This window comes from Pseudomonas cistanchae (genome assembly GCF_054483635.1).
Map to the genome: position 1 here is coordinate 1227886 of NZ_JBTLWN010000001.1, position 17481 is coordinate 1245366.

Sequence of the window (17481 nt, forward strand, 5' to 3'; positions counted from 1 at the left end):
GCGCACCCTACTGATCGCAAAAAGGCCGCTCGATTGAGCGGCCTTTGCGTTGCAGGACGACGGTTATACGAGCGCTTCGCCTACATGCAGCAGCTTCATGGTGTTGGTACCACCGATTGCGTGATAGCTGTCGCCCTTGGTCAGGATCACCCAGTCGCCGGCTTCGACCAGGCCGCGTTTGAGCAGCTCGTCCACCGCCGCCTGGCTGACTTCGCCCGGTTGCAGGGCTGCCGGGTCGAACGGCACGGTGTAGACGCCGCGGAACATGGCCGCGCGGGCCTGGGTTTCACGGTGCGGGGAGAAGGCGAAGATCGGCACCGAAGAACGGATGCGCGACATGATCAGCGGGGTATAGCCACTTTCGGTCAGCGCGATGATCGCTTTCACGCCGGGGAAGTGGTTGGCCGTGTACATGGCCGCCAGGGCGATGCTTTCGTCGCAGCGCTCGAACTCGGTGCCCATGCGGTGGCTGGATTTCTTGCTGGTCGGGTGCTTTTCCGCGCCCAGGCAGATGCGCGCCATAGCCTGCACCGCTTCCAGGGGGTGAGCGCCGGCGGCGCTTTCCGCCGAGAGCATTACCGCGTCGGTGTAGTCGAGCACGGCGTTGGCCACGTCGGAGACTTCCGCGCGGGTCGGCATCGGGTTCTGGATCATCGACTCCATCATCTGCGTCGCCGTGATCACCGCCTTGTTGTGACGGCGGGCGTGCAGGATGATTTTCTTCTGGATGCCGCACAGCTCGGCGTCGCCGATCTCCACACCCAGGTCGCCACGGGCAACCATCACCGCGTCGCTGGCGCGGATCAGGCCGTCGAGGGTTTCATCATCGGCCACAGCTTCGGCGCGTTCGATCTTGGCCACCAGCCAGGCGGTGCCGCCGGCTTCGTCGCGCAGCTTGCGCGCGTATTCCATGTCCGATGCGTCTCGCGGGAAGGAGACGGCCAGGTAATCCAGCTCCATCTCGGCGGCGAGCTTGATGTCGGCCTTGTCCTTTTCGGTCAGCGCCGGAGCGGTCAGGCCGCCGCCACGACGGTTGATGCCCTTGTGGTCGGACAGCGGACCGCCAATCAGCACCACGCAATGCAGCGCATCGGCGGTGGCGGAGTCCACGCGCATCACCACGCGGCCATCGTCGAGCAGCAGCTCGTCGCCGACGCCGCAATCCTTGACCAGGTCGGGGTAATCAATGCCGACGATCTGCTGGGTGCCTGCGGTCAGCGGATGGCGGGTGGAAAAAGTGAAGCGGTCACCGATCTTCAACTCGATACGCTTGTCTGCGAACTTGGCGATGCGGATCTTCGGACCTTGCAGATCGCCCAGCAGGGCAACGTGACGGCCATGCTTGGCGGCCAGCTCGCGGACCAGCTTGGCGCGGGCCTTGTGCTCGTCTGGGGTGCCGTGGGAGAAATTCAGACGCGCCACGTCGATGCCAGCCAGGATCAGCTGTTCGAGGACGTCGGGGGCATTGCTGGATGGGCCGAGGGTGGCGACGATTTTAGTGCGGCGGAAGGTCATGCGCAGGCTCCTGAGTTCAAGCAGAACGCGAGGCTACTACGCTGCCACGCTGTAGTCATTTTTACGCGCCACTACTTTTCGCGCTTGCCATCAAGGCACATGCTGCAGAATTGCGGCAGCCGGTCGATACACTGCTCACTGAAGGAGGTCCCCCATGCGAGCCTTGCTGTTGATTGTCGTGGCGCTTAGCGTCGCGGGTTGTAACCGTGTTTCGCTCGATCATCATCTCGATAGCGCCTACCGCGCCTACGAGTTGGGCGATTGCGACACGGCCATGCTTGATCTGTCGAAGGCGGAGCGTGCCAGCCGTTCGAGAAACTACGTGCAGCCGGAGATCTCGCTGTTGCGCGGCCAGTGCCTGGAGCGCCAGAGCCTGTTCCCGGATGCCGCGCAGACCTACCAGTACATCATCGGTCGTTACCCCACCAGCGAGTATGCCTATCGCGCTCGCGCGCGCCTGGAAACCCTGCGCCAGTTGGGGCATTACGACCCGCTGGAGCCGGCAAAACCGAGCGCGGCACCGCGCTGAGCTGCGTAACAGGGACAACTACGGGTAAGCTGACAGGCCCAAATCATGGAGATCGGTTCATGCGCCTATTGCTCTGCCTGATGTTGCTGCCAGGGCTGGCGCTGGCGGAAATCTATCGCTGGGTCGATGCCAGCGGCCAGGTGCATTTCGGTCAACGTCCGGCCGCGGCGGGTGCCGAACAGATCGAGGTCAAACCGCAGGTGGTGGAGCGTGACAGCGCGACTCTGGAGCGCCAGGAGCGCAGCGCGCGGTTCTACGAAGCTCGCCGCGAGGAGCAAGCGCAGGCGAGCAAGGCAGCTGGGGAGCGGCGCGCGAAACAGGCGAACGAGTGCGCGGAGTTGCGCAACCAGCTGGCGCAGATTCCCGAAGGCCGCCGTTATTTCGCCACCGAAGCCAGCGGCGAGCGCAGCTATTACAGCGATGAGCAATTGGACGCCGTTCGTCGCTCGCTGCGTGACCGCATATCAGCTCGCTGCAGCTGAACTGGTTAAAGTGGCTCGCCGGAGCCATACTCAGTCGTCATTTATAGCGATTTGCCACTATGCAGACCCAGCGCCGCATCCAGCGTCATCTACTGCCGTCCTACCTGAATGTGTTCAACCGCATCACGGACCGGCCGATGGGTTACATCGGCAACGTCTCGCTCGATGGCATGTTGTTGATCAGTCAATTGCCGCTGCTGATCAATGCGCGCTTCGACATGCGTCTGAAAATTCCCGGCCCGGAAACCCAGCACTTCATCGATTTCTCCGCGACCTGTCAGTGGTGCCGCGAAGATGTCACGCCCGGTAGCTACGACTCGGGTTTTGCGCTGGTCGCGCCGCCTGCCGACTACGTCGAGATGGTCGAAGCGCTGCGCTATTACTTCAGTTTCCACCCGGTCCAGACCTCCGCCTGATCAAGGCCAAAAAAAACCGCCCAAGAGGGCGGTTTTTGTTTTCCTGCTCAGCAGACGTCGAACTAGTTCAGCTGCAGCAAGCTGTCCGAGCGAGACTGCACCTCACGGTAACGCTCGGCATCGCTGGCCAGTACGCTGCACAGCGCCGGGAAGATCTCGTTCAGTTTGCTGGACCACTGCTCGGACTTCGCCTGCTCCGGGAAGCAGCGGTTGATCAGGTCGAGCATGATCGACACGGTCACCGATGCACCTGGGGAGGCACCCAGCAATGCAGCGATGGAGCCGTCGCCGGCCGCAACCAGCTCGGTGCCGAACTGCAGAATGCCGCCACGCTTGGGGTCTTTCTTGATGATCTGTACGCGCTGGCCGGCCATTTCCAAACGCCAATCCTCGGCTTTGGCTTCCGGGTAGAAGCCGCGCAGGGTTTCCAGGCGCTGCTCTTCGGATTGCAACACTTCCTTGACCAGGTAGCGGGTCAGGTCGAAGTTGTCGCGCGCCACCGCCAGCATCGGGCCGATGTTGTTCGGCCGTACCGACAGCGGAAGGTCAAGGAAGGAGCCGTGACGCAGGAACTTGGTCGAGAAGCCGGCGTAAGGGCCGAACAGCAGCGAGGTCTTGCCATCCACCACGCGGGTATCCAGGTGTGGTACCGACATTGGCGGCGAACCGACTGCGGCCTGGCTGTAGACCTTGGCCTGGTGCTGCTTGACCACTTCCGGGTTGTCGCAACGCAGCCACTGGCCGCTGACCGGGAAGCCGCCAAAGCCGTTGCCTTCCGGGATGCCGGACATCTGCAGCAGCGGCAGTGCCGCGCCGCCAGCGCCGAGGAAGACGAACTTGGCCTGGATCTCGCGGCTGCTGCCGTTCTGCTGGTCCTTGATGGTGACGCGCCAGCCCTGGCCGTTGCGCTTGAGGCCGGTGACCTTCTGGCTGCATTTGACTGCCGCGCCGGGCAGGGCGCTGAGGTGGCCAAGCAGGTGTTTGGTCAGGGTGCCGAAGTTGACGTCGGTGCCCGCCATTACGCGGGTGGCGGCGATCGGTTCGTTCGGGTCGCGGCCCGGCATCATCAGCGGCATCCACTGTGCCATGGTGGCGCGGTCTTCGGTGTATTCCATCTCGGCGAACGCATGATGCGCGGTCAACGCCTTGAAGCGCTTCTTGAGGTAATCGATACCTTCCTGACCGCGGACGAAGCTGAGGTGCGGCACCGGGTTGATAAAGCTTTTCGGTGTGCCGAACGTGCCTTTTTCCACCAGATACGCCCAGAACTGCTTGGACTCCTCGAACTGGGTGTTGATGGTGACCGACTTCTTGATGTCGATCGAACCATCCGCCGCTTCAGGCGTGTAGTTCAGCTCGCACAGGCCGGCATGGCCGGTACCGGCGTTGTTCCAAGGGTTGGAGCTTTCAATCGCCCCAGATTCCATCAGTTCCACTACTTCGAGCGTGATACTGGGGTCGAGCTCTTTAAGCAGCACGGCCAGGGTCGCACTCATGATGCCGGCGCCTACCAGCACCGCATCCACTGTTTGGTTCTCGTTTTGCGTCATTACTGCTTCTCCGAAATACAGTCCAAGTGGCCTGAGGCCGAGCAAACAACCCTTGTCAGCAGTTGCGATGCAATCCCGTGGAGTTGGAGAAGCCGGTGGTGCCAGCCGCAGAATCGTTCATTTTCGCCACACTCTTGTGAAGTTGTTAAAACCATTTTTTCACCCTCTTTTGGAGTGGTGAACCTCAAAAGCTCGTCTGCGCGGCGCGTCTGTTCACCCGCGCGGAGCCGCCATTGCAGGAAACGCAAGGCTTCTCGGATTGGGTGAGTGCGGCAGCCGCATGGGGCAGCACGAAGTGGGCGACTCTCTGGGGCGTGGCCGATGGCTCGTGCATCAGCAAGGCGGCGGGCCCGATCAGGAGGCGTCCTTATAATCGGGGCGCGATTATAAGGCGAAAGGCAAGAAATTGATCGCCCGTTGTGACTTTTCTTCCTCCGTCGGTCAGGCTGCCGACGCTTCCCGCGAGGGCGCGCGAGTGACGACCGGTGGGATTTGCGCATCGGCGGGTAGCGGGCGATGCAGCCACGTGGGGTTCAGGCGATCCACCTCGACCCAGGCAAAGCCTTGTGGCACATGGGCTGACTGGCGCAAGGCACGGCATATTCCGGCTTCGTCGAGGAGTGCAAAGGTGCGCATGGGCTGACGCGAGGTGCGCCACACAGAGAAGAAAAACATAGGCTGGGCCAGGACAGGCGGACGACTAAAGTCTTATGCCTATCTGGTGTTACAGTCTCGTGACAGGAACCAGTTTTGCCACCACCGGTCTCAGTCACGAGACTGTTAGCAGCGCATTACGCTGGTTATACTGCCGGCCACTTTGCACCCCTGGAGAGATGAGCATGCTGCATCGCCTGTTACTCGGCCTGGTCACCGCCGTCAGCCTGACGTTGGTCGGTTGCGCCCACAGCCCGCAACAACTCAGCCCACAACCGAAAATCAACAGCCCGCTGGTGGCCGTCGGCCAAGGTCAGCCAGTGGTCGTACGGGTTGCCGATGGTCGTCCTTCGCCAGTACTGGGTACTCGCGGTGGTCTGTACCCGGAAACCAGCGCAGTCAGCGTTACTGGCCAGGACGTCCTGCCCAAGCTGCAGGCCCAGGCCGAGGCAGCTGTGCGCCTGCTGGGTTTCACCCCAACACCCAATGCCTACAACGCTCCGCAGCTGACCCTGACCCTGGCCGAGCTGAAATACCAGTCGCCCAAGGACAAGCTGTATGTGACCGAAGCCAACATCACCGCGAACTTCCGGGTTGACGTGCAGAACAGCTCGCGTCGCTACAGTGGCCGTTATGGGGCTTCGCTGAATCAGCGTTCCGGTATGGCGCCGAACCAGGAAACCAACACCAAGCTGGTCAGCGACGTGATGAGCGATGCGCTGACCCGTGCGTTCAAGGATCCGGCCATCGGCCAGATGCTCAGCCAGTAGCGCAACCGTCATGGCAAAGCCCGGCCATGCAGCCGGGCTTTTTATTGCACGTCAAAACCTGCTGCGCGGCATTCATCGGAAAACCAGTCGCGCAATCAGCCGGCTTGGGTAGAATCCGCGGCCGTCGTATTGAGCGGGTCGTCCGCGTTGACCGTTATTCGAACAGGGCAGGGCGCCAGGCGCATTGCCGCGTGAGGGAAGTTATCGATGTCGCTGCAAGCCATGTGGACGTTGTATCTGATCGACCCGGCTTCCTGGGTCAACGGGCTGGCCTTGTTCCTGGCCGCCGCAGGAGCCTGGTTGTTGCTGGCTACACGCGTTCGCGAGCAGCGGGCGGCGGTTCGACTGCTGGGCAACAGTGACTCGCAGCCGCTGACAATTGACGGGGGCGAGCTTGATGAGGCGACCCTGCGTCTGAACCGGTTTTTCTATCACTTCGGTTTCGCCTGCCTGCTCGGCGCGCTGACACTTTCCGGGTTCAGCACCCAGCTTTGATCGTGTGCAAAAAAACGGCAGCCAGGGCTGCCGTTTTTTTATTGCAGCAAGGTTTACAGCGGCAAGCCGGCCTTGATTCGGTACTGGTTGCGTACCGGGTTGGCGTACTGCAGCACCAGATAGGGTTGCTGCTCGGCTGGGCAGCCCGCCAGGCGTTTTTCCCATTCCGTGCGCGCTGCGGCCAGTTCGTCGGCCGCGAACAGCTGATCGACCTCGGGCACCTGCAGCGAGGGATCGCGCTCGGCCCACATCGCGTAGGCGAGGTAGTGCACCGGGAACAGGCGGTAGCCGGTGAGGATCTGTCGATCCATTTCCGCAGCCAGTTGCTTGCTGTCTTCCAAACCTACGCTGACCGGCGCGCTGAAATGCACATGCACGCGGCCTTTGTAACCGGTGATGCCGAGTGCAATGCTCTGGTCATCCTCGCCAGGCGCCTTGGCGTAGCTGCCGGTACTGGCGCGGATAAACAGCTCGCGGGCCTTGGCCTGGTCGCAGGGGTCGTACTCGTAGCTGATCGATACCGGCGTCAGTTGCAGCGAGCGAATGACCTCGTCGAACGGCTCGGTCTTGCGGCTCATGTGGAACATCTTGAGGATCGCCGAATCGGTGCGATCGTCGCCGTCCTTGGCGCGCCCTTCGGCCTGGGCGATCCAGATCGATTCGTCATCGCTGCGGATCGAATGATTGATATAGGCCGAGAGCAGCTGGTAAGCGGCCAGCTTTTCGCGCCGACCGCTGATCGAACGGTGCACGATAAAGCTCTTGTTCAGGCGCATCAGGTCGCTGACGAACGGCTTTTGCAGGAGGTTGTCGCCGATCGCGATGCGCGGTGTCGTCAGCCCCGCGTGATAGACCGCGTAGTTGACGAATGCCGGGTCCATGACGATGTCACGGTGGTTGGCGAGGAACAGGTAGGCGCTGCCGGCCTTTAGTTGCTCGATACCGGAATAGGTCACCCCGTCGGTAGCACGTTCGATGGTGCGGTCGACATAGGTTTCGACTTTGTCCTGAAGCGCTTTGACCGAGTTGACGCCGCTGAACTCAAGACGCAGCCGATAGGCTATAAGTGGTTTAAGCAACCAGCCCAGTGGGCGGGCCAGGCGTGGAAAGCGAAAATGGGTGAGGATGTCGAGAAACGCCTCGTCAGCCAGCAAGCGCGCTAGAACGGTGGATACTTCAGCATCGGCGTAAGGTCGGATGGCATCGAATTCGCCCATCATGTTCTCTTGTTGTGGTCGGCTGCATTGAAGGTGATTGCCACGCCACGCGGGCCCAGCATAGACCAGCGATTATACCTACAAGTCACAAGGAGACTTAGATGCTGGAAACCGAGTCCTATGATTGCCCCTACTGCGGCGAGCCGGTCGAGGCGGTGCTGGATCTGTCCGCGGGCGATCAGCAATACATCGAAGACTGCCCGGTCTGTTGCCGGCCGATCTTGTTCGACCTGCAGACCGATGGCGTCGAATGGACCCTGGATACCCGTGGGGAAAACGACTGATGCTGCGCGTCTACGAGCCCCAGGACCTGATGGAAGGCGAGCTGCTGGTCGGCATGCTGGCCAGCGAGGGTATCGAGGCGCACCTGACCGGCCGCCATCTGGTCGGCGCCGTGGGCGAGTTGCCGGCGTGCGGGCTGCTTGGCTTGATGGTCGACAATCAGCAAGCCGAGCGCGCACGGCATTTGATCGCCGCGTACAATGGCGCGCAACCGCTGGCGGGCGATGAGCCGGAAAATTTTCAGGGCGTGTTGCTCTGCTAGCCAGCGCTGACGCTTCCCCGCGTATTGCCCACCTTTCAAGTGTTATCGAGTTTCCATGTGCGGACGTTTTGCCCTGTTTCGTTGGTCGCCTGCCTTTGCCGCCTTGCCGGGCTTTCCTGCTGACCAGCAACCGCACTGGAACATTGCGCCTCATTCCCAGGTGCTGCTGTTGCGCGCCATCGACGGCGAGCGCCAGCTTGCGCGCGTGCGTTGGGGTTTGACTCCAGCCTGGTTGAAAGACCTGAGCAAAACACCGGCCCAGGCGCGCGCGGAAACCCTCGCCGAGCAGCCGATGTTCCGCGAAGCCTTGCGGCTGCGCCGTGGGTTGCTGCCCGCCAATGGCTTTTACGAGTGGCGCGGCGCCGCGCGCAAGCGACCGTACTGGCTGACGAGCGACGCCACACCGTTGTACTTCGCGGCGATCTGGGAGGCGTATCCGGTCGACGGCTGCGTCTACCTCAGCGCTGCCGTGGTGACCCAGGCGGCCGCCAGCTTGCGCCGGCCGCTGATTCTCGACGCGGAAGGACAGGCGGCGTGGCTGGCGGCTGATACGCCGATGAACGAGTTGCACCGGTTATTGGCCAGCCCGCAACCGCCGTTGCGCGAGCGGGTATTGGCCAATTTGGTCAATGATCCCGCGCTGGATGCGCCCGAGTGCCTGACTCCGGCCTGAGTATTGCGCCTCGGCAGTTCGCGCAGTGAGGTGAGAAGGGCGACCTTGGGTCGCCCGGGGATTACACCTTGAACTGATTGATCAGGCGCCGTTGCTGCTCGGCCAGTTTGGTCAGTTCCGCGCTGGCCTGGCTGGCCTCGTCGGCACCGCCTGCGACTTCGTTGGCGACCTGGCCGATGTTGGTCACGTTACGGTTGATGTCCTCGGCCACCGCACTTTGTTCTTCGGCCGCGCTGGCGATCTGGGTGTTCATGTCGTTGATCACCGACACTGCCTGAGTGATCGATTCCAGGGCCTGGGCTGCGACATCGGCCTGCTGCACGCTGACCTCGGTCTTGGCCTGGCTGTCCTCCATGACCCGCACCACTTCACGGGTACCGTGCTGCAGTTGCTGGATCATGTTCTGGATCTCGCCCGTGGCTTGCTGGGTTTTCTGCGCCAGGTTGCGCACCTCGTCAGCCACTACTGCGAACCCGCGGCCCTGTTCGCCCGCCCGTGCGGCCTCGATGGCGGCGTTCAAGGCCAGCAGGTTGGTTTGCTCGGCGATCCCACGAATCGCGACCAGAATGGCGTTGATGTTCTCGCTGTCCTTGGCCAGGGTCTGTACCACGGTCACTGCCCGGCCGATTTCCTCGGCCAGCGCCGCAATTGCATCTGCGGTGTGCTGCACGGTCTGCTTGCCCTGATTGGCGGCCTGGTCGGCGTGATTGGCCGCCTCGGCTGCATGGGTGGCATTGCGTGCCACGTCCTGGGCGGTGGCGGTCATCTCGTGGACGGCGGTGGCAACCAGTTCGATTTCGGAGAGCTGCTTCTGCACACCGAGGTTAGTGCGGATGGCGATGTCGGCAGTGTGCTCCGAAGAGTCGCTGACCTTCTGCACGGACGTGACCACCTGGCCGATCATGGTCTGCAGCTTGGCGAGGAAGGTGTTGAAGCCCTTGGCGATCGCGCCGAGCTCATCGTTGCGGTTTACCTCCAGGCGGCGGGTAAGGTCGCCTTCACCCTGAGCAATGTCGTCAAGCATCGCCACCATCTGCTTGAGCGGCCGCGCGAGCCCATAGCCGACGAACCAGACCACCAGCAAACCCAGCACGGCGACCAGCAGACCGACCAGGGTCATGCCCAGCGTGTCGGCATCGCGTTGAGCCGCCAGCTCGTCCTGCAACGCCTGAAGGTCCGCCATGACGGTTTTCAGTGGCAGCACCAGCATCAACGTCCAGCGGCTATCGGTATTGCCGAGGGTGAAGTTGAGAAACAGCTCGATATGACTCTTGTCAGGGCTGTCAGCCGCATCGATGTCGTACTGGATCTGCCCGGGCTGCAGATTTTTCAGGTTGCTCAGCTCGTTGGCGTCGAGCAATTCGGTGGCCTGGCTGCCGAGTTTGTCCGGCGCCTGGGTGGAAGCGACCAGGCTGCCATTGCTGGCGATCAGGGCCAGTTCGCCTGCGCCGTCGTACAGCTGGCGATCGGCGGCGACGAGCAGGTCCTGGATGAAGTTGACTGCAAGGTCGGCGCCAGCGATGCCGCGAAATTCGCCATTCACCAGAATCGGCGTGGTGAACGAGGCGAGCATGATCATCTTGCCGCCGACATCATAGGGCGCCGGGTCGATCACGCAGGCGCGTTTGCGCTCCTTCGGACACAGGTAGTACTCGCCTTCGCGGACGCCGGTAGGCAGCAGGGTCTCACTCTCTAGGGTGCCCAGCGAATCAATACCGAGGCTGCCGTCGGCGTTGCGAAACCACCAGGGAATAAACCGGCCGCTGCCGTCGTAGCCATTTTCCTTGGGGCCGGCGTAGATGTCGTCGTTGCCATCGAAGGCGTTGGGTTCCCAACCGATATAGCTGCCCAGCAATTTAGGGTTCTGCGCCGTGGTTTCGCGAACCAGGTTGGACAACTCTTCACGGCTGGTTGAAAGCAGCGGGCTGCCGGTGGCGTCTTGCATGCCGAGCATGGCATTGACCCGAGCCAGGTCCGCAGTAACCTGCAGGGGCACATCAAGCTCGCGCTGAATGTGCAGGACCTGCGCCTGGGCCAGCGCGGCCAGGCGTTGCTCGACGAAATGCTCGAGCAGGCTGCGGGTCCGCTCCTGCATCATGACCTGGCTTCTGTTACTGGCAAACAATGCATAGAGCACCAGTGCCACCACCACGGCGAGGACGCTGACGCCTGCCCAGGCCGCTATAGAAGACTGAATGGACTTGAACTTCATGGGGACCCCGCAGGTGATGTGCGCCAATTTCAGGCTATCGGCAGGCGGTCACGAATTCCTTAACGCCTAAGAACTGAATAAAGTTCGCAACCGGCAAACATGCAAGTCCGTCGTTGCCCCGCGATGGGCTGGGGCCTAGGATAGGCCGCCGTTATCGAATGGAGACTTAGCATGAACACGTCATTGTCATTATCCGCGCTGGCTGCGGCCTTGCTGCTGGCAGGGTGCCAAGCCGTGAACACTACCAGCGGAGGCGCGGTCGGCGTCGAGCGCAAGCAGTACATGTTCAGCATGCTCTCGACCCAGGAGGTCAATCAGATGTACGCCCAGTCCTACCAGCAGACACTGGGGGAAGCCTCGAGCAAGGGCGTATTGGACAAGAGCAGCAGCAATGCCAAGCGCCTGCAGACGATCGCCAATCGACTGATCAAGCAAGCACCGCGCTTTCGTCCCGATGCGGCGCAGTGGGACTGGGAAGTCAACCTGATCAAGAGTCCGGAGCTGAACGCCAACTGCGGGCCCGGCGGCAAGATCATCTTCTACAGCGGGATCATCGAGAAGCTCAAGCTGACCGATGATGAAATCGCCGCGATCATGGGCCATGAAATCGCCCACGCGTTGCGCGAGCACAGCCGCGAAGCAATGTCCAAGGCCTATGGCGTGGGGCTGGCCAAGCAAGGCGCGGGTGCGTTGCTCGGCTTGGGGGAAGGGGGTATGGCGCTGGCTGATACCGTCGTGGAGTACAGCCTGACATTGCCAAACAGCCGCGGTAATGAAAACGAAGCGGATCTGCTGGGCCTGGAATTGGCTGCGCGGGCCGGCTACAACCCGAATGCTGCGGTGAGCCTGTGGCAGAAGATGGCCGCCGCCAGCGAGGGCGCGCCACCGGAGTTCATGAGCACCCATCCCTCGTCGAGTTCGCGTATCGCCTCGCTGCAGGCGGCAATCCCCAAGGTCATGCCGCTCTACCAGCAGGCTAAATAAGCCCGGCAATTGCGCGACGCAGTACCCTTCAGATGCCGCAGATTCTGCGGCATCTTGCCGTCAGGGCAGGGCCGTTTGCGCGAGCGGACGCGTCGTCAGGCCCAACTGGGCGCGGAAGCTTTCCATGTCGAACATCGTGCAGATTTCCTGGATCTCGCCGCGTGGCGTCAGCGTCCAGAACGCCATCGCCGAGATGCTGAGTACCTTGTCGCTGGGCGGATAGCCGAGGGCGGGTTTCTGGATGGTGCCGATCAGCGTGCTCCAGGTGACGACCTTGTTGCCTTCGGCGATGCATTCCTCAAGCACCACTTCCAGGTCGGGCATCGAGTCGCGAATCTGCTGCACCATCTGAATAAACGCCTGGCTACCTAGCGGATGGCCGACGAACGAACTCTTGTAGAGAAAGTCCTTGCTGTGCAGCTGCTCGGCCAGCGCCAGGCGGCCTTTATTCCAGGACAGATCGATGTGGTGGCGGACCAGTTTCTTGTTATTTTCCAGAGCCATATATGCATCCCGACTGCTAGCAGGTTGACAGACACTGCCCACACTCTAGCAGCGCTTGTGCCGCCATATAACCTCGTTTGTCGCTGGCGCCTCAGAGCGCGGCGCTGAGCTTCAGCGCCTGGTAGCCCGCGTACAGCGCCAGCGCCAGAAACGCGCAGGCCGCCACGCGGCGAATCAAGGTCAGGGGCAGGCGATCGGCGGCGAAATTGCCTGCCAGCACTACCGGCACGTTTGCGATCAGCATGCCAAGCGTGGTGCCGATCACCACCAAGAGGAAGTGCGGGTACTGGGCTGCCAGCATCACGGTGGCGACCTGGGTCTTGTCGCCCATTTCGGCGATGAAAAATGCGATCAGGGTGGTGAGGAAGGGGCCGTAGCGCTTGAGTCGCGAGCTTTCGTCATCGTCCAGCTTGTCGGGGATCAGTGACCACAGCGCCACCGCCACGAAAGACCCTGCGAGAATCCAGCTGAGGGTCGCCGCCGAGAGCAGCCCGGCAACCCAATTGCCGATGGCGCCTGCAGCGAAGTGGTTGGCCAGGGTCGCAACGAGGATGCCCCAGATGATCGGCCAGGGACGGCGAAACCGCGCGGCGAGCAATAAGGCCAGCAGCTGCGTCTTGTCGCCGATTTCCGCCAGCGCGACGATCAGGGTGGGGATGAACAGGGATTCCAGCATCAGACTTCCTAAGGGGCGGGTTGACATGGCTATGACACGTACCGCCTTCCCGCCCCGGGTAAGGTGTGCGTGTCATAGGTCTTGTCAAACCTCCTGGCCTCGGTGGGCCAGGGGTCGCGCGCGCCATGGTCGGTTGACCAAGTATGTTGACGCGTGCCGGGCGAGCGTTTGCTCGCGGGAGACTACTCCCCTAGGACGGGGCGAATTCTGCCCAAGACGTCTCGATAGAGCAAGCCTCGACTCAACGCTTGTTCGCCCGGTAGATGCGAAAGCCATTGGCGCCGGCGAGGGTATGGCAGGGTCCGAGGTGCTGCTCGATCAGCGGCGGATACTTGAGAAAGCTGTTGGCCACCAGGCGCAGCTCACCGCCTTGCTTGAGGTGCTCGGCTGCATGGCGCAGGAGGTTCTCCGTCGCCTGATAGTGGGTGTGTACACCCTGGTGGAAAGGCGGGTTGCTCAGGATCGCGCTCAGCGCTTTTGGTGCTGCAATAATGCCGTCGCCGGCGATCACCTCGGCATCGAGACCATTGGCAGCCAGGGTCAGACGGCTGCTGGCAACGGCGAACGCATCGACGTCGAGCAGGCTCACCTGGCTGTCCGGGTAACGTCGTTTCAGGGCAGCGCCGAGCACGCCCGCGCCGCAGCCGAAATCAAGCAGGTGGCCGCCGGGCAATTGCTCCAGATGCTGCAGCAACAGTGCGCTGCCGACATCCAGCCGGCCGTGGCTGAACACGCCGGGTAGGCTGACGACTTTCAATGGGCCGTCCGCCAATTGCAGCTCATAGTGCTGGGCGAGGGTCTCGATATCCGGCGCAGCCGGGGCGTGTTCGACATGGACCTGCCAAAGCTGACAATGCCGCGCACTGTCGATCTTGCGGGCCTTGCCGAAGGTGTCTAGCTGCTTGGCCGCCCGCTCGATACCGGCGCGCTTTTCGCCGACCAGGAACAGGCTGCGACCTTGCAAGCGAGCCGCCAGCACGGCCAGCTGGTAATCGGTCAGCTCGCGGGATTTTGGCAGAAAGAGTACGGCCGAATCGAACGGGCGGTCGTCAGCGCTGACGCCAAAGTGACAGCGCCCGGCAAAGCGCCCGTCGAGCAGCGTGTGGTCGCCGGCGTGCCAGCTCCAGCCATGGGCCTGTGGCAACTGGCCAAGCAGGTCATCCGCTGGCAGGCCGGCCAGCAGCAGCGGACCGCCGAAGAGTTCGGCTTGGCGCAATAGCACTTCGCTTCGCGGATCCATTCTCGCTCCTCAAAAAAGGCGCGCAGCTTAGCCGACTACGCGACGCGGCGCACCGCTGAAAAAGGCTCGGGCATTTTCGGCCAACTGACCAACGATGCGCTGCCTGGCTTCGCGGCTACCCCAGGCGCTGTGGGGCGTGACGATGAGCCGTGGGATGTCGTTGGCGAGCAAGGGATTGCCCTCCCTGGGTGGCTCCTGGCTGAGCACATCGGTGGCGGCGCCGCCCAGGTGCCCCGCGCGTAACGCATCGGCCAGTGCCTGTTCGTTGATCAGGCCGCCGCGTGCGGTATTGAGCAGAAACGCGCCAGGCTTCATCAGGCTCAGTTGCCGCGCGCCGATCAGGTCGCGGGTGCCTGCAGTCAGCGGGCAATGCAGGGTCAATGCATCCACCTGCGGCAACAGCTCGTCGAGCGGCAACCGGTCCCGGCGCGCGGGCCGTCCAGGCAGTTGGCCGAACAGCACGCGCATGCCGAACGCCTCTGCCAGCTTGGCCACTGCGCCGCCCAATTCGCCATGGCCGAGCAGGCCGAGGGTTTTGCCCTCCAGCTCGACAATGGGGTAGTCGAGCAGGCAGAACTGCTGGGCCTGCTGCCACTTTCCCGCGCGCACGTCATGCTGGTAGTCGGGCAAACGGGTCGCCAGTGCGAGCAACAGCATCAGGGTGTGCTGCGCCACCGAAGGCGTGCCGTAGCCCTGGCAGTTGCATACGGTCACACCATGCTGACGCGCGGCCGTCAGGTCGATGTTATTGGTGCCGGTGGCGGCGACCAGCACCAGCTGCAGCTCGGGGCAGGCGGCGAAGGTGTCGGCATCCAGGACGACCTTGTTGACGATTGCCACCTGGGTACCTTGCAAACGCTCTATAACCTGGTCGCCAGCGGTTTTCTCGTGCAGCACCAGCGCGTCGAAGCAGGGACGCAAAGCCGCCATGTCGAGATCACCCAGGTCGAGTGAATGGTGGTCGAGAAAGACCGCTCGGTTGGAATTACTCATGAGCTGTACCTTTATTTGATCCGCGGCCGAGGCGTACAGTCATCAGCCAAAACCTGACGTGGCAGCGCCTCTATGTACTGGACAGAATTTTTTACCGTGGCTTTGATCCATCTGCTCGCCGTCGCGAGCCCTGGGCCTGACTTTGCCATAGTGGTGCGCGAAAGCGTGGCTTTTGGCCGACGCTCCGGCATCTTTTGTGCGTTGGGGGTTGGCGCCGGGATATTCGTCCACGTCACCTATTCGCTGCTCGGCATCGGCTTGATCGTGTCGCAGTCGATCGTCCTGTTCAACGCCTTGAAGTGGCTGGCAGCGGCGTACCTGCTCTACATCGGCATCAAGGCATTGCGCTCGAAGCCGGCAGATCCGACCCGTTCGCCGCTGCATGAGGGGCATGTCGCGCGCTCCGCACGGGCCGCGTTCACCACCGGCTTCGTCACCAATGGCTTGAACCCCAAGGCCACGTTGTTCTTTCTTTCCCTGTTCACCGTGGTCATCAGCCCGAGCACGCCGCTGTCGGTGCAGGCTGCTTACGGCGTTTACCTGGCATTGGCGACCGCGCTGTGGTTCTGCCTGGTGGCACGGCTATTCAGCCAGGATCGGGTACGCGCCGGCTTTGCCCGTATGGGCCACTGGTTCGACAGGCTGATGGGGGGCGTGCTGGTGGCGCTGGGGGTGAAGCTGGCGTTCAGCGAACTGCGCTGAGTCGGCTGATCGGGGGCGCGGATGTCGCGTCTCCTAGCTGCACAGTTGACTCGCTGCAGCGTTAACAAGGGTGGGCTGCGCAGCCCACCCTTGGCATCGGGTTACAGCAGCTCGACAGCTACGGCAGTGGCTTCGCCGCCGCCAATGCACAGCGAGGCGATGCCACGCTTGCCGCCGGTGTTCTTCAGCGCATGAATCAGGGTCAGGATGATCCGCGAACCGGTCGAGCCTATGGGATGGCCTTGAGCGCAGGCGCCACCGTAGATGTTGACCTTGGCATGGTCCAGGCCGTGTTCGCGCATGGCCAGCATGGTCACCATGGCAAAGGCCTCGTTGATTTCGAACAGATCGACCTCGTCCTTGCTCCAGCCGGTCTTTTTCAGCAGGTTGCTCATCGCACCTATGGGCGCAATGGTGAATTCGCTGGGGTCCTGGCTTTGGGTTGCGTGGCCGACGATCCTGGCTAAAGGTTGGAGCCCGCGCCTGGCGGCTTCGTCAGCGGTCATCAGCACCAGTGCGCTGGCACCGTCCGAAATGGAGCTGGCGTTGGCGGCGGTGATGCTGCCGTCCTTGCGAAATGCAGGCTTCAGGCCCGGGATCTTGTCCGGCTTGGCGGTCAGCGGCTGTTCATCATCTTTAACAACCACCTCGCCTTTACGGCTGGTGACTGTCACGGGAACGATCTCGGCGTCCAGGGCGCCGCTGGATATCGCGGCCTGGGCGCGTTTCAGCGACTCGATCGCATAAGCGTCCATCTGCTCCCGGGTAATGCCGTACTGGTCGGCTGTTTCCTGGGCGAACGAGCCCATCAGGCGACCGGTGCGCGCATCTTCCAGGCCATCAAGGAACATGTGGTCCTTGATCTCGCCATGCCCCATGCGTAGGCCGGCGCGCGCTTTGGCAACGATATAAGGCGCGTTGGACATGCTCTCCATGCCGCCTGCGACCATCACTGCATTGGTGCCCGCCTTGAGCAGGTCATGGGCCAGCATGACTGCTTTCATCCCGGAGCCGCATAGCTTGTTGATGGTGGTACAGCCGGTCGCGCTGGGCAGTCCGGCATTCAGCGAGGCCTGTCGCGCTGGGCCTTGTTTCAACCCGGCAGGCAGCACGCAGCCCATGATCACTTCTTCGATGTCGCTCGGCTGCAGGCCGGCGCGGCTGACGGCGGCGCGAATCGCTGCAGCGCCCAGATCCACCGCGGGAACGCTGGATAGCTCGCCCTGAAATCCGCCCATCGGCGTTCTGGCGCCGCTGACAACTACGATATCGGTCATTGTGAAAACCTCGATAAATGTTCGTTTCAACCCGGACGACTGTCACCG

At 62.4% G+C, this 17481-nt stretch carries 20 protein-coding genes, 1 pseudogene and 1 riboswitch; of the genes and pseudogenes, 10 read left to right on the plus strand and 11 right to left on the minus strand.

All coding sequences use genetic code 11. The annotated features are described in order from the left end of the window. Positions 1-63 precede the first annotated feature (63 nt). Entirely contained in the window at positions 64-1515 is a 1452-nt protein-coding gene (pyk, locus tag ACX0MV_RS05615) for a pyruvate kinase (protein ID WP_458981483.1), read from the minus strand. Positions 1516-1669: 154 nt separating this feature from the next. On the opposite strand from pyk, the gene ACX0MV_RS05620 reads away from it, so the two are divergent. Genes ACX0MV_RS05620 through ACX0MV_RS05630 form a run of 3 tightly spaced genes read left to right on the plus strand, consistent with a single transcriptional unit; the run spans position 1670 to position 2942 of the window. Continuing rightward, positions 1670-2044, plus strand: coding sequence for a tetratricopeptide repeat protein (locus tag ACX0MV_RS05620; protein ID WP_458981484.1), 375 nt, complete (start codon positions 1670-1672; stop codon positions 2042-2044). Positions 2045-2103: 59 nt separating this feature from the next. Beyond that, complete coding sequence (locus tag ACX0MV_RS05625) at positions 2104-2526, plus strand: DUF4124 domain-containing protein (RefSeq protein ID WP_458981485.1); 423 nt, start codon at positions 2104-2106, stop codon at positions 2524-2526. A 59-nt stretch (positions 2527-2585) separates the two neighbouring features. Then, on the plus strand, positions 2586-2942 hold the full coding sequence (locus ACX0MV_RS05630) for a PilZ domain-containing protein (protein WP_458981486.1): 357 nt from the start codon (positions 2586-2588) through the stop codon (positions 2940-2942). Between the two features lie 62 nt (positions 2943-3004). On the opposite strand, the gene mqo is transcribed toward ACX0MV_RS05630, so the two are convergent. Both mqo and ACX0MV_RS05640 read right to left on the minus strand, forming a co-directional pair. After that, on the minus strand, positions 3005-4492 hold the full coding sequence (mqo, locus tag ACX0MV_RS05635) for a malate dehydrogenase (quinone) (RefSeq protein ID WP_458981487.1): 1488 nt from the start codon (positions 4490-4492) through the stop codon (positions 3005-3007). Between the two features lie 441 nt (positions 4493-4933). After that, positions 4934-5128: a hypothetical protein gene (locus ACX0MV_RS05640; RefSeq protein WP_458981488.1), complete on the minus strand. Its 195-nt coding sequence runs from the start codon at positions 5126-5128 to the stop codon at positions 4934-4936. Between the two features lie 203 nt (positions 5129-5331). On the opposite strand from ACX0MV_RS05640, the gene ACX0MV_RS05645 reads away from it, so the two are divergent. Then, positions 5332-5916 (plus strand): YajG family lipoprotein, encoded by a 585-nt coding sequence (locus ACX0MV_RS05645; RefSeq protein WP_458981489.1) that lies wholly within the window; start codon positions 5332-5334, stop codon positions 5914-5916. Between the two features lie 207 nt (positions 5917-6123). Beyond that, positions 6124-6411, plus strand: a complete 288-nt coding sequence (locus ACX0MV_RS05650; protein WP_458981490.1) for a hypothetical protein — start codon at positions 6124-6126, stop codon at positions 6409-6411. Positions 6412-6464: 53 nt separating this feature from the next. On the opposite strand, the gene ACX0MV_RS05655 is transcribed toward ACX0MV_RS05650, so the two are convergent. Continuing rightward, on the minus strand, positions 6465-7631 hold the full coding sequence (locus ACX0MV_RS05655; protein ID WP_458981491.1) for a 1-acyl-sn-glycerol-3-phosphate acyltransferase: 1167 nt from the start codon (positions 7629-7631) through the stop codon (positions 6465-6467). A gap of 98 nt (positions 7632-7729) precedes the next feature. Between ACX0MV_RS05655 and ACX0MV_RS05660 the strand changes: the two genes are divergently transcribed. The 3 genes from ACX0MV_RS05660 to ACX0MV_RS05670 are packed head-to-tail and all read left to right on the plus strand — an operon-like array spanning position 7730 to position 8845. Next, the gene (locus tag ACX0MV_RS05660; protein WP_458981492.1) at positions 7730-7912 is read left to right on the plus strand and encodes a CPXCG motif-containing cysteine-rich protein; all 183 of its coding nucleotides are present in this window, start codon (positions 7730-7732) and stop codon (positions 7910-7912) included. Continuing rightward, the gene (locus ACX0MV_RS05665) at positions 7912-8172 is read left to right on the plus strand and encodes a putative signal transducing protein (RefSeq protein WP_458981493.1); all 261 of its coding nucleotides are present in this window, start codon (positions 7912-7914) and stop codon (positions 8170-8172) included. Before ACX0MV_RS05660 ends, ACX0MV_RS05665 begins: the two co-directional genes overlap by 1 nt. A 55-nt stretch (positions 8173-8227) precedes the next feature. Then, the gene (locus ACX0MV_RS05670; protein ID WP_458981494.1) at positions 8228-8845 is read left to right on the plus strand and encodes an SOS response-associated peptidase; all 618 of its coding nucleotides are present in this window, start codon (positions 8228-8230) and stop codon (positions 8843-8845) included. Positions 8846-8906: 61 nt separating this feature from the next. Here the strand turns inward: ACX0MV_RS05670 and ACX0MV_RS05675 are convergent, their stop codons facing one another. Both ACX0MV_RS05675 and ACX0MV_RS05680 read right to left on the minus strand, forming a co-directional pair. Continuing rightward, positions 8907-9749, minus strand: coding sequence for a methyl-accepting chemotaxis protein (locus ACX0MV_RS05675; RefSeq protein ID WP_458981772.1), 843 nt, complete (start codon positions 9747-9749; stop codon positions 8907-8909). A 15-nt stretch (positions 9750-9764) separates the two neighbouring features. Next, positions 9765-11057 (minus strand): annotated as a pseudogene (locus ACX0MV_RS05680) (methyl-accepting chemotaxis protein); the annotation flags it as partial. Positions 11058-11228: 171 nt separating this feature from the next. Here ACX0MV_RS05680 and ACX0MV_RS05685 point away from each other — a divergent pair. Next, complete coding sequence (locus ACX0MV_RS05685) at positions 11229-12041, plus strand: M48 family metallopeptidase (protein ID WP_458981495.1); 813 nt, start codon at positions 11229-11231, stop codon at positions 12039-12041. Positions 12042-12101: 60 nt separating this feature from the next. Here ACX0MV_RS05685 and ACX0MV_RS05690 read toward each other — a convergent pair whose 3' ends face one another. The 4 genes from ACX0MV_RS05690 to ACX0MV_RS05705 form a co-directional block, all read right to left on the minus strand. Next, positions 12102-12545, minus strand: coding sequence for an ester cyclase (locus tag ACX0MV_RS05690; protein WP_458981496.1), 444 nt, complete (start codon positions 12543-12545; stop codon positions 12102-12104). A 91-nt stretch (positions 12546-12636) separates the two neighbouring features. Then, positions 12637-13218, minus strand: coding sequence for a TMEM165/GDT1 family protein (locus ACX0MV_RS05695; RefSeq protein WP_458981773.1), 582 nt, complete (start codon positions 13216-13218; stop codon positions 12637-12639). A gap of 89 nt (positions 13219-13307) precedes the next feature. Continuing rightward, positions 13308-13424: riboswitch (yybP-ykoY riboswitch) on the minus strand. 38 nt (positions 13425-13462) lie between these two features. Next, positions 13463-14461, minus strand: coding sequence for a methyltransferase (locus tag ACX0MV_RS05700; protein WP_458981497.1), 999 nt, complete (start codon positions 14459-14461; stop codon positions 13463-13465). Between the two features lie 27 nt (positions 14462-14488). Further along, on the minus strand, positions 14489-15454 hold the full coding sequence (locus ACX0MV_RS05705) for a 2-hydroxyacid dehydrogenase (RefSeq protein WP_458981498.1): 966 nt from the start codon (positions 15452-15454) through the stop codon (positions 14489-14491). Positions 15455-15526: 72 nt separating this feature from the next. Between ACX0MV_RS05705 and ACX0MV_RS05710 the strand changes: the two genes are divergently transcribed. Continuing rightward, positions 15527-16156 carry a LysE family translocator gene (locus ACX0MV_RS05710; protein ID WP_458981499.1) on the plus strand — a complete coding sequence of 210 codons (630 nt, stop codon included), beginning with the start codon at positions 15527-15529 and terminating at the stop codon, positions 16154-16156. Between the two features lie 101 nt (positions 16157-16257). Here ACX0MV_RS05710 and ACX0MV_RS05715 read toward each other — a convergent pair whose 3' ends face one another. Then, entirely contained in the window at positions 16258-17433 is a 1176-nt protein-coding gene (locus tag ACX0MV_RS05715) for an acetyl-CoA C-acyltransferase (RefSeq protein ID WP_458981500.1), read from the minus strand. Positions 17434-17481: the final 48 nt, after the last annotated feature.

Coding starts and splice junctions, on each gene's coding strand:
- ACX0MV_RS05660 (WP_458981492.1), top strand. CDS start 7,730: ATGCTGGAAACCGAGTCCTATGATTGCCCCTACTGCGGCGAGCCGGTC.
- ACX0MV_RS05690 (WP_458981496.1), bottom strand. CDS start 12,545: ATGGCTCTGGAAAATAACAAGAAACTGGTCCGCCACCACATCGATCTG.
- ACX0MV_RS05685 (WP_458981495.1), top strand. CDS start 11,229: ATGAACACGTCATTGTCATTATCCGCGCTGGCTGCGGCCTTGCTGCTG.
- pyk (WP_458981483.1), bottom strand. CDS start 1,515: ATGACCTTCCGCCGCACTAAAATCGTCGCCACCCTCGGCCCATCCAGC.
- ACX0MV_RS05625 (WP_458981485.1), top strand. CDS start 2,104: ATGCGCCTATTGCTCTGCCTGATGTTGCTGCCAGGGCTGGCGCTGGCG.
- ACX0MV_RS05665 (WP_458981493.1), top strand. CDS start 7,912: ATGCTGCGCGTCTACGAGCCCCAGGACCTGATGGAAGGCGAGCTGCTG.
- ACX0MV_RS05670 (WP_458981494.1), top strand. CDS start 8,228: ATGTGCGGACGTTTTGCCCTGTTTCGTTGGTCGCCTGCCTTTGCCGCC.
- ACX0MV_RS05645 (WP_458981489.1), top strand. CDS start 5,332: ATGCTGCATCGCCTGTTACTCGGCCTGGTCACCGCCGTCAGCCTGACG.
- ACX0MV_RS05650 (WP_458981490.1), top strand. CDS start 6,124: ATGTCGCTGCAAGCCATGTGGACGTTGTATCTGATCGACCCGGCTTCC.
- ACX0MV_RS05700 (WP_458981497.1), bottom strand. CDS start 14,461: ATGGATCCGCGAAGCGAAGTGCTATTGCGCCAAGCCGAACTCTTCGGC.
- ACX0MV_RS05640 (WP_458981488.1), bottom strand. CDS start 5,128: ATGCGCACCTTTGCACTCCTCGACGAAGCCGGAATATGCCGTGCCTTG.
- ACX0MV_RS05705 (WP_458981498.1), bottom strand. CDS start 15,454: ATGAGTAATTCCAACCGAGCGGTCTTTCTCGACCACCATTCACTCGAC.
- mqo (WP_458981487.1), bottom strand. CDS start 4,492: ATGACGCAAAACGAGAACCAAACAGTGGATGCGGTGCTGGTAGGCGCC.
- ACX0MV_RS05710 (WP_458981499.1), top strand. CDS start 15,527: ATGTACTGGACAGAATTTTTTACCGTGGCTTTGATCCATCTGCTCGCC.
- ACX0MV_RS05655 (WP_458981491.1), bottom strand. CDS start 7,631: ATGATGGGCGAATTCGATGCCATCCGACCTTACGCCGATGCTGAAGTA.
- ACX0MV_RS05715 (WP_458981500.1), bottom strand. CDS start 17,433: ATGACCGATATCGTAGTTGTCAGCGGCGCCAGAACGCCGATGGGCGGA.
- ACX0MV_RS05675 (WP_458981772.1), bottom strand. CDS start 9,749: ATGATCGGCCAGGTGGTCACGTCCGTGCAGAAGGTCAGCGACTCTTCG.
- ACX0MV_RS05630 (WP_458981486.1), top strand. CDS start 2,586: ATGCAGACCCAGCGCCGCATCCAGCGTCATCTACTGCCGTCCTACCTG.
- ACX0MV_RS05620 (WP_458981484.1), top strand. CDS start 1,670: ATGCGAGCCTTGCTGTTGATTGTCGTGGCGCTTAGCGTCGCGGGTTGT.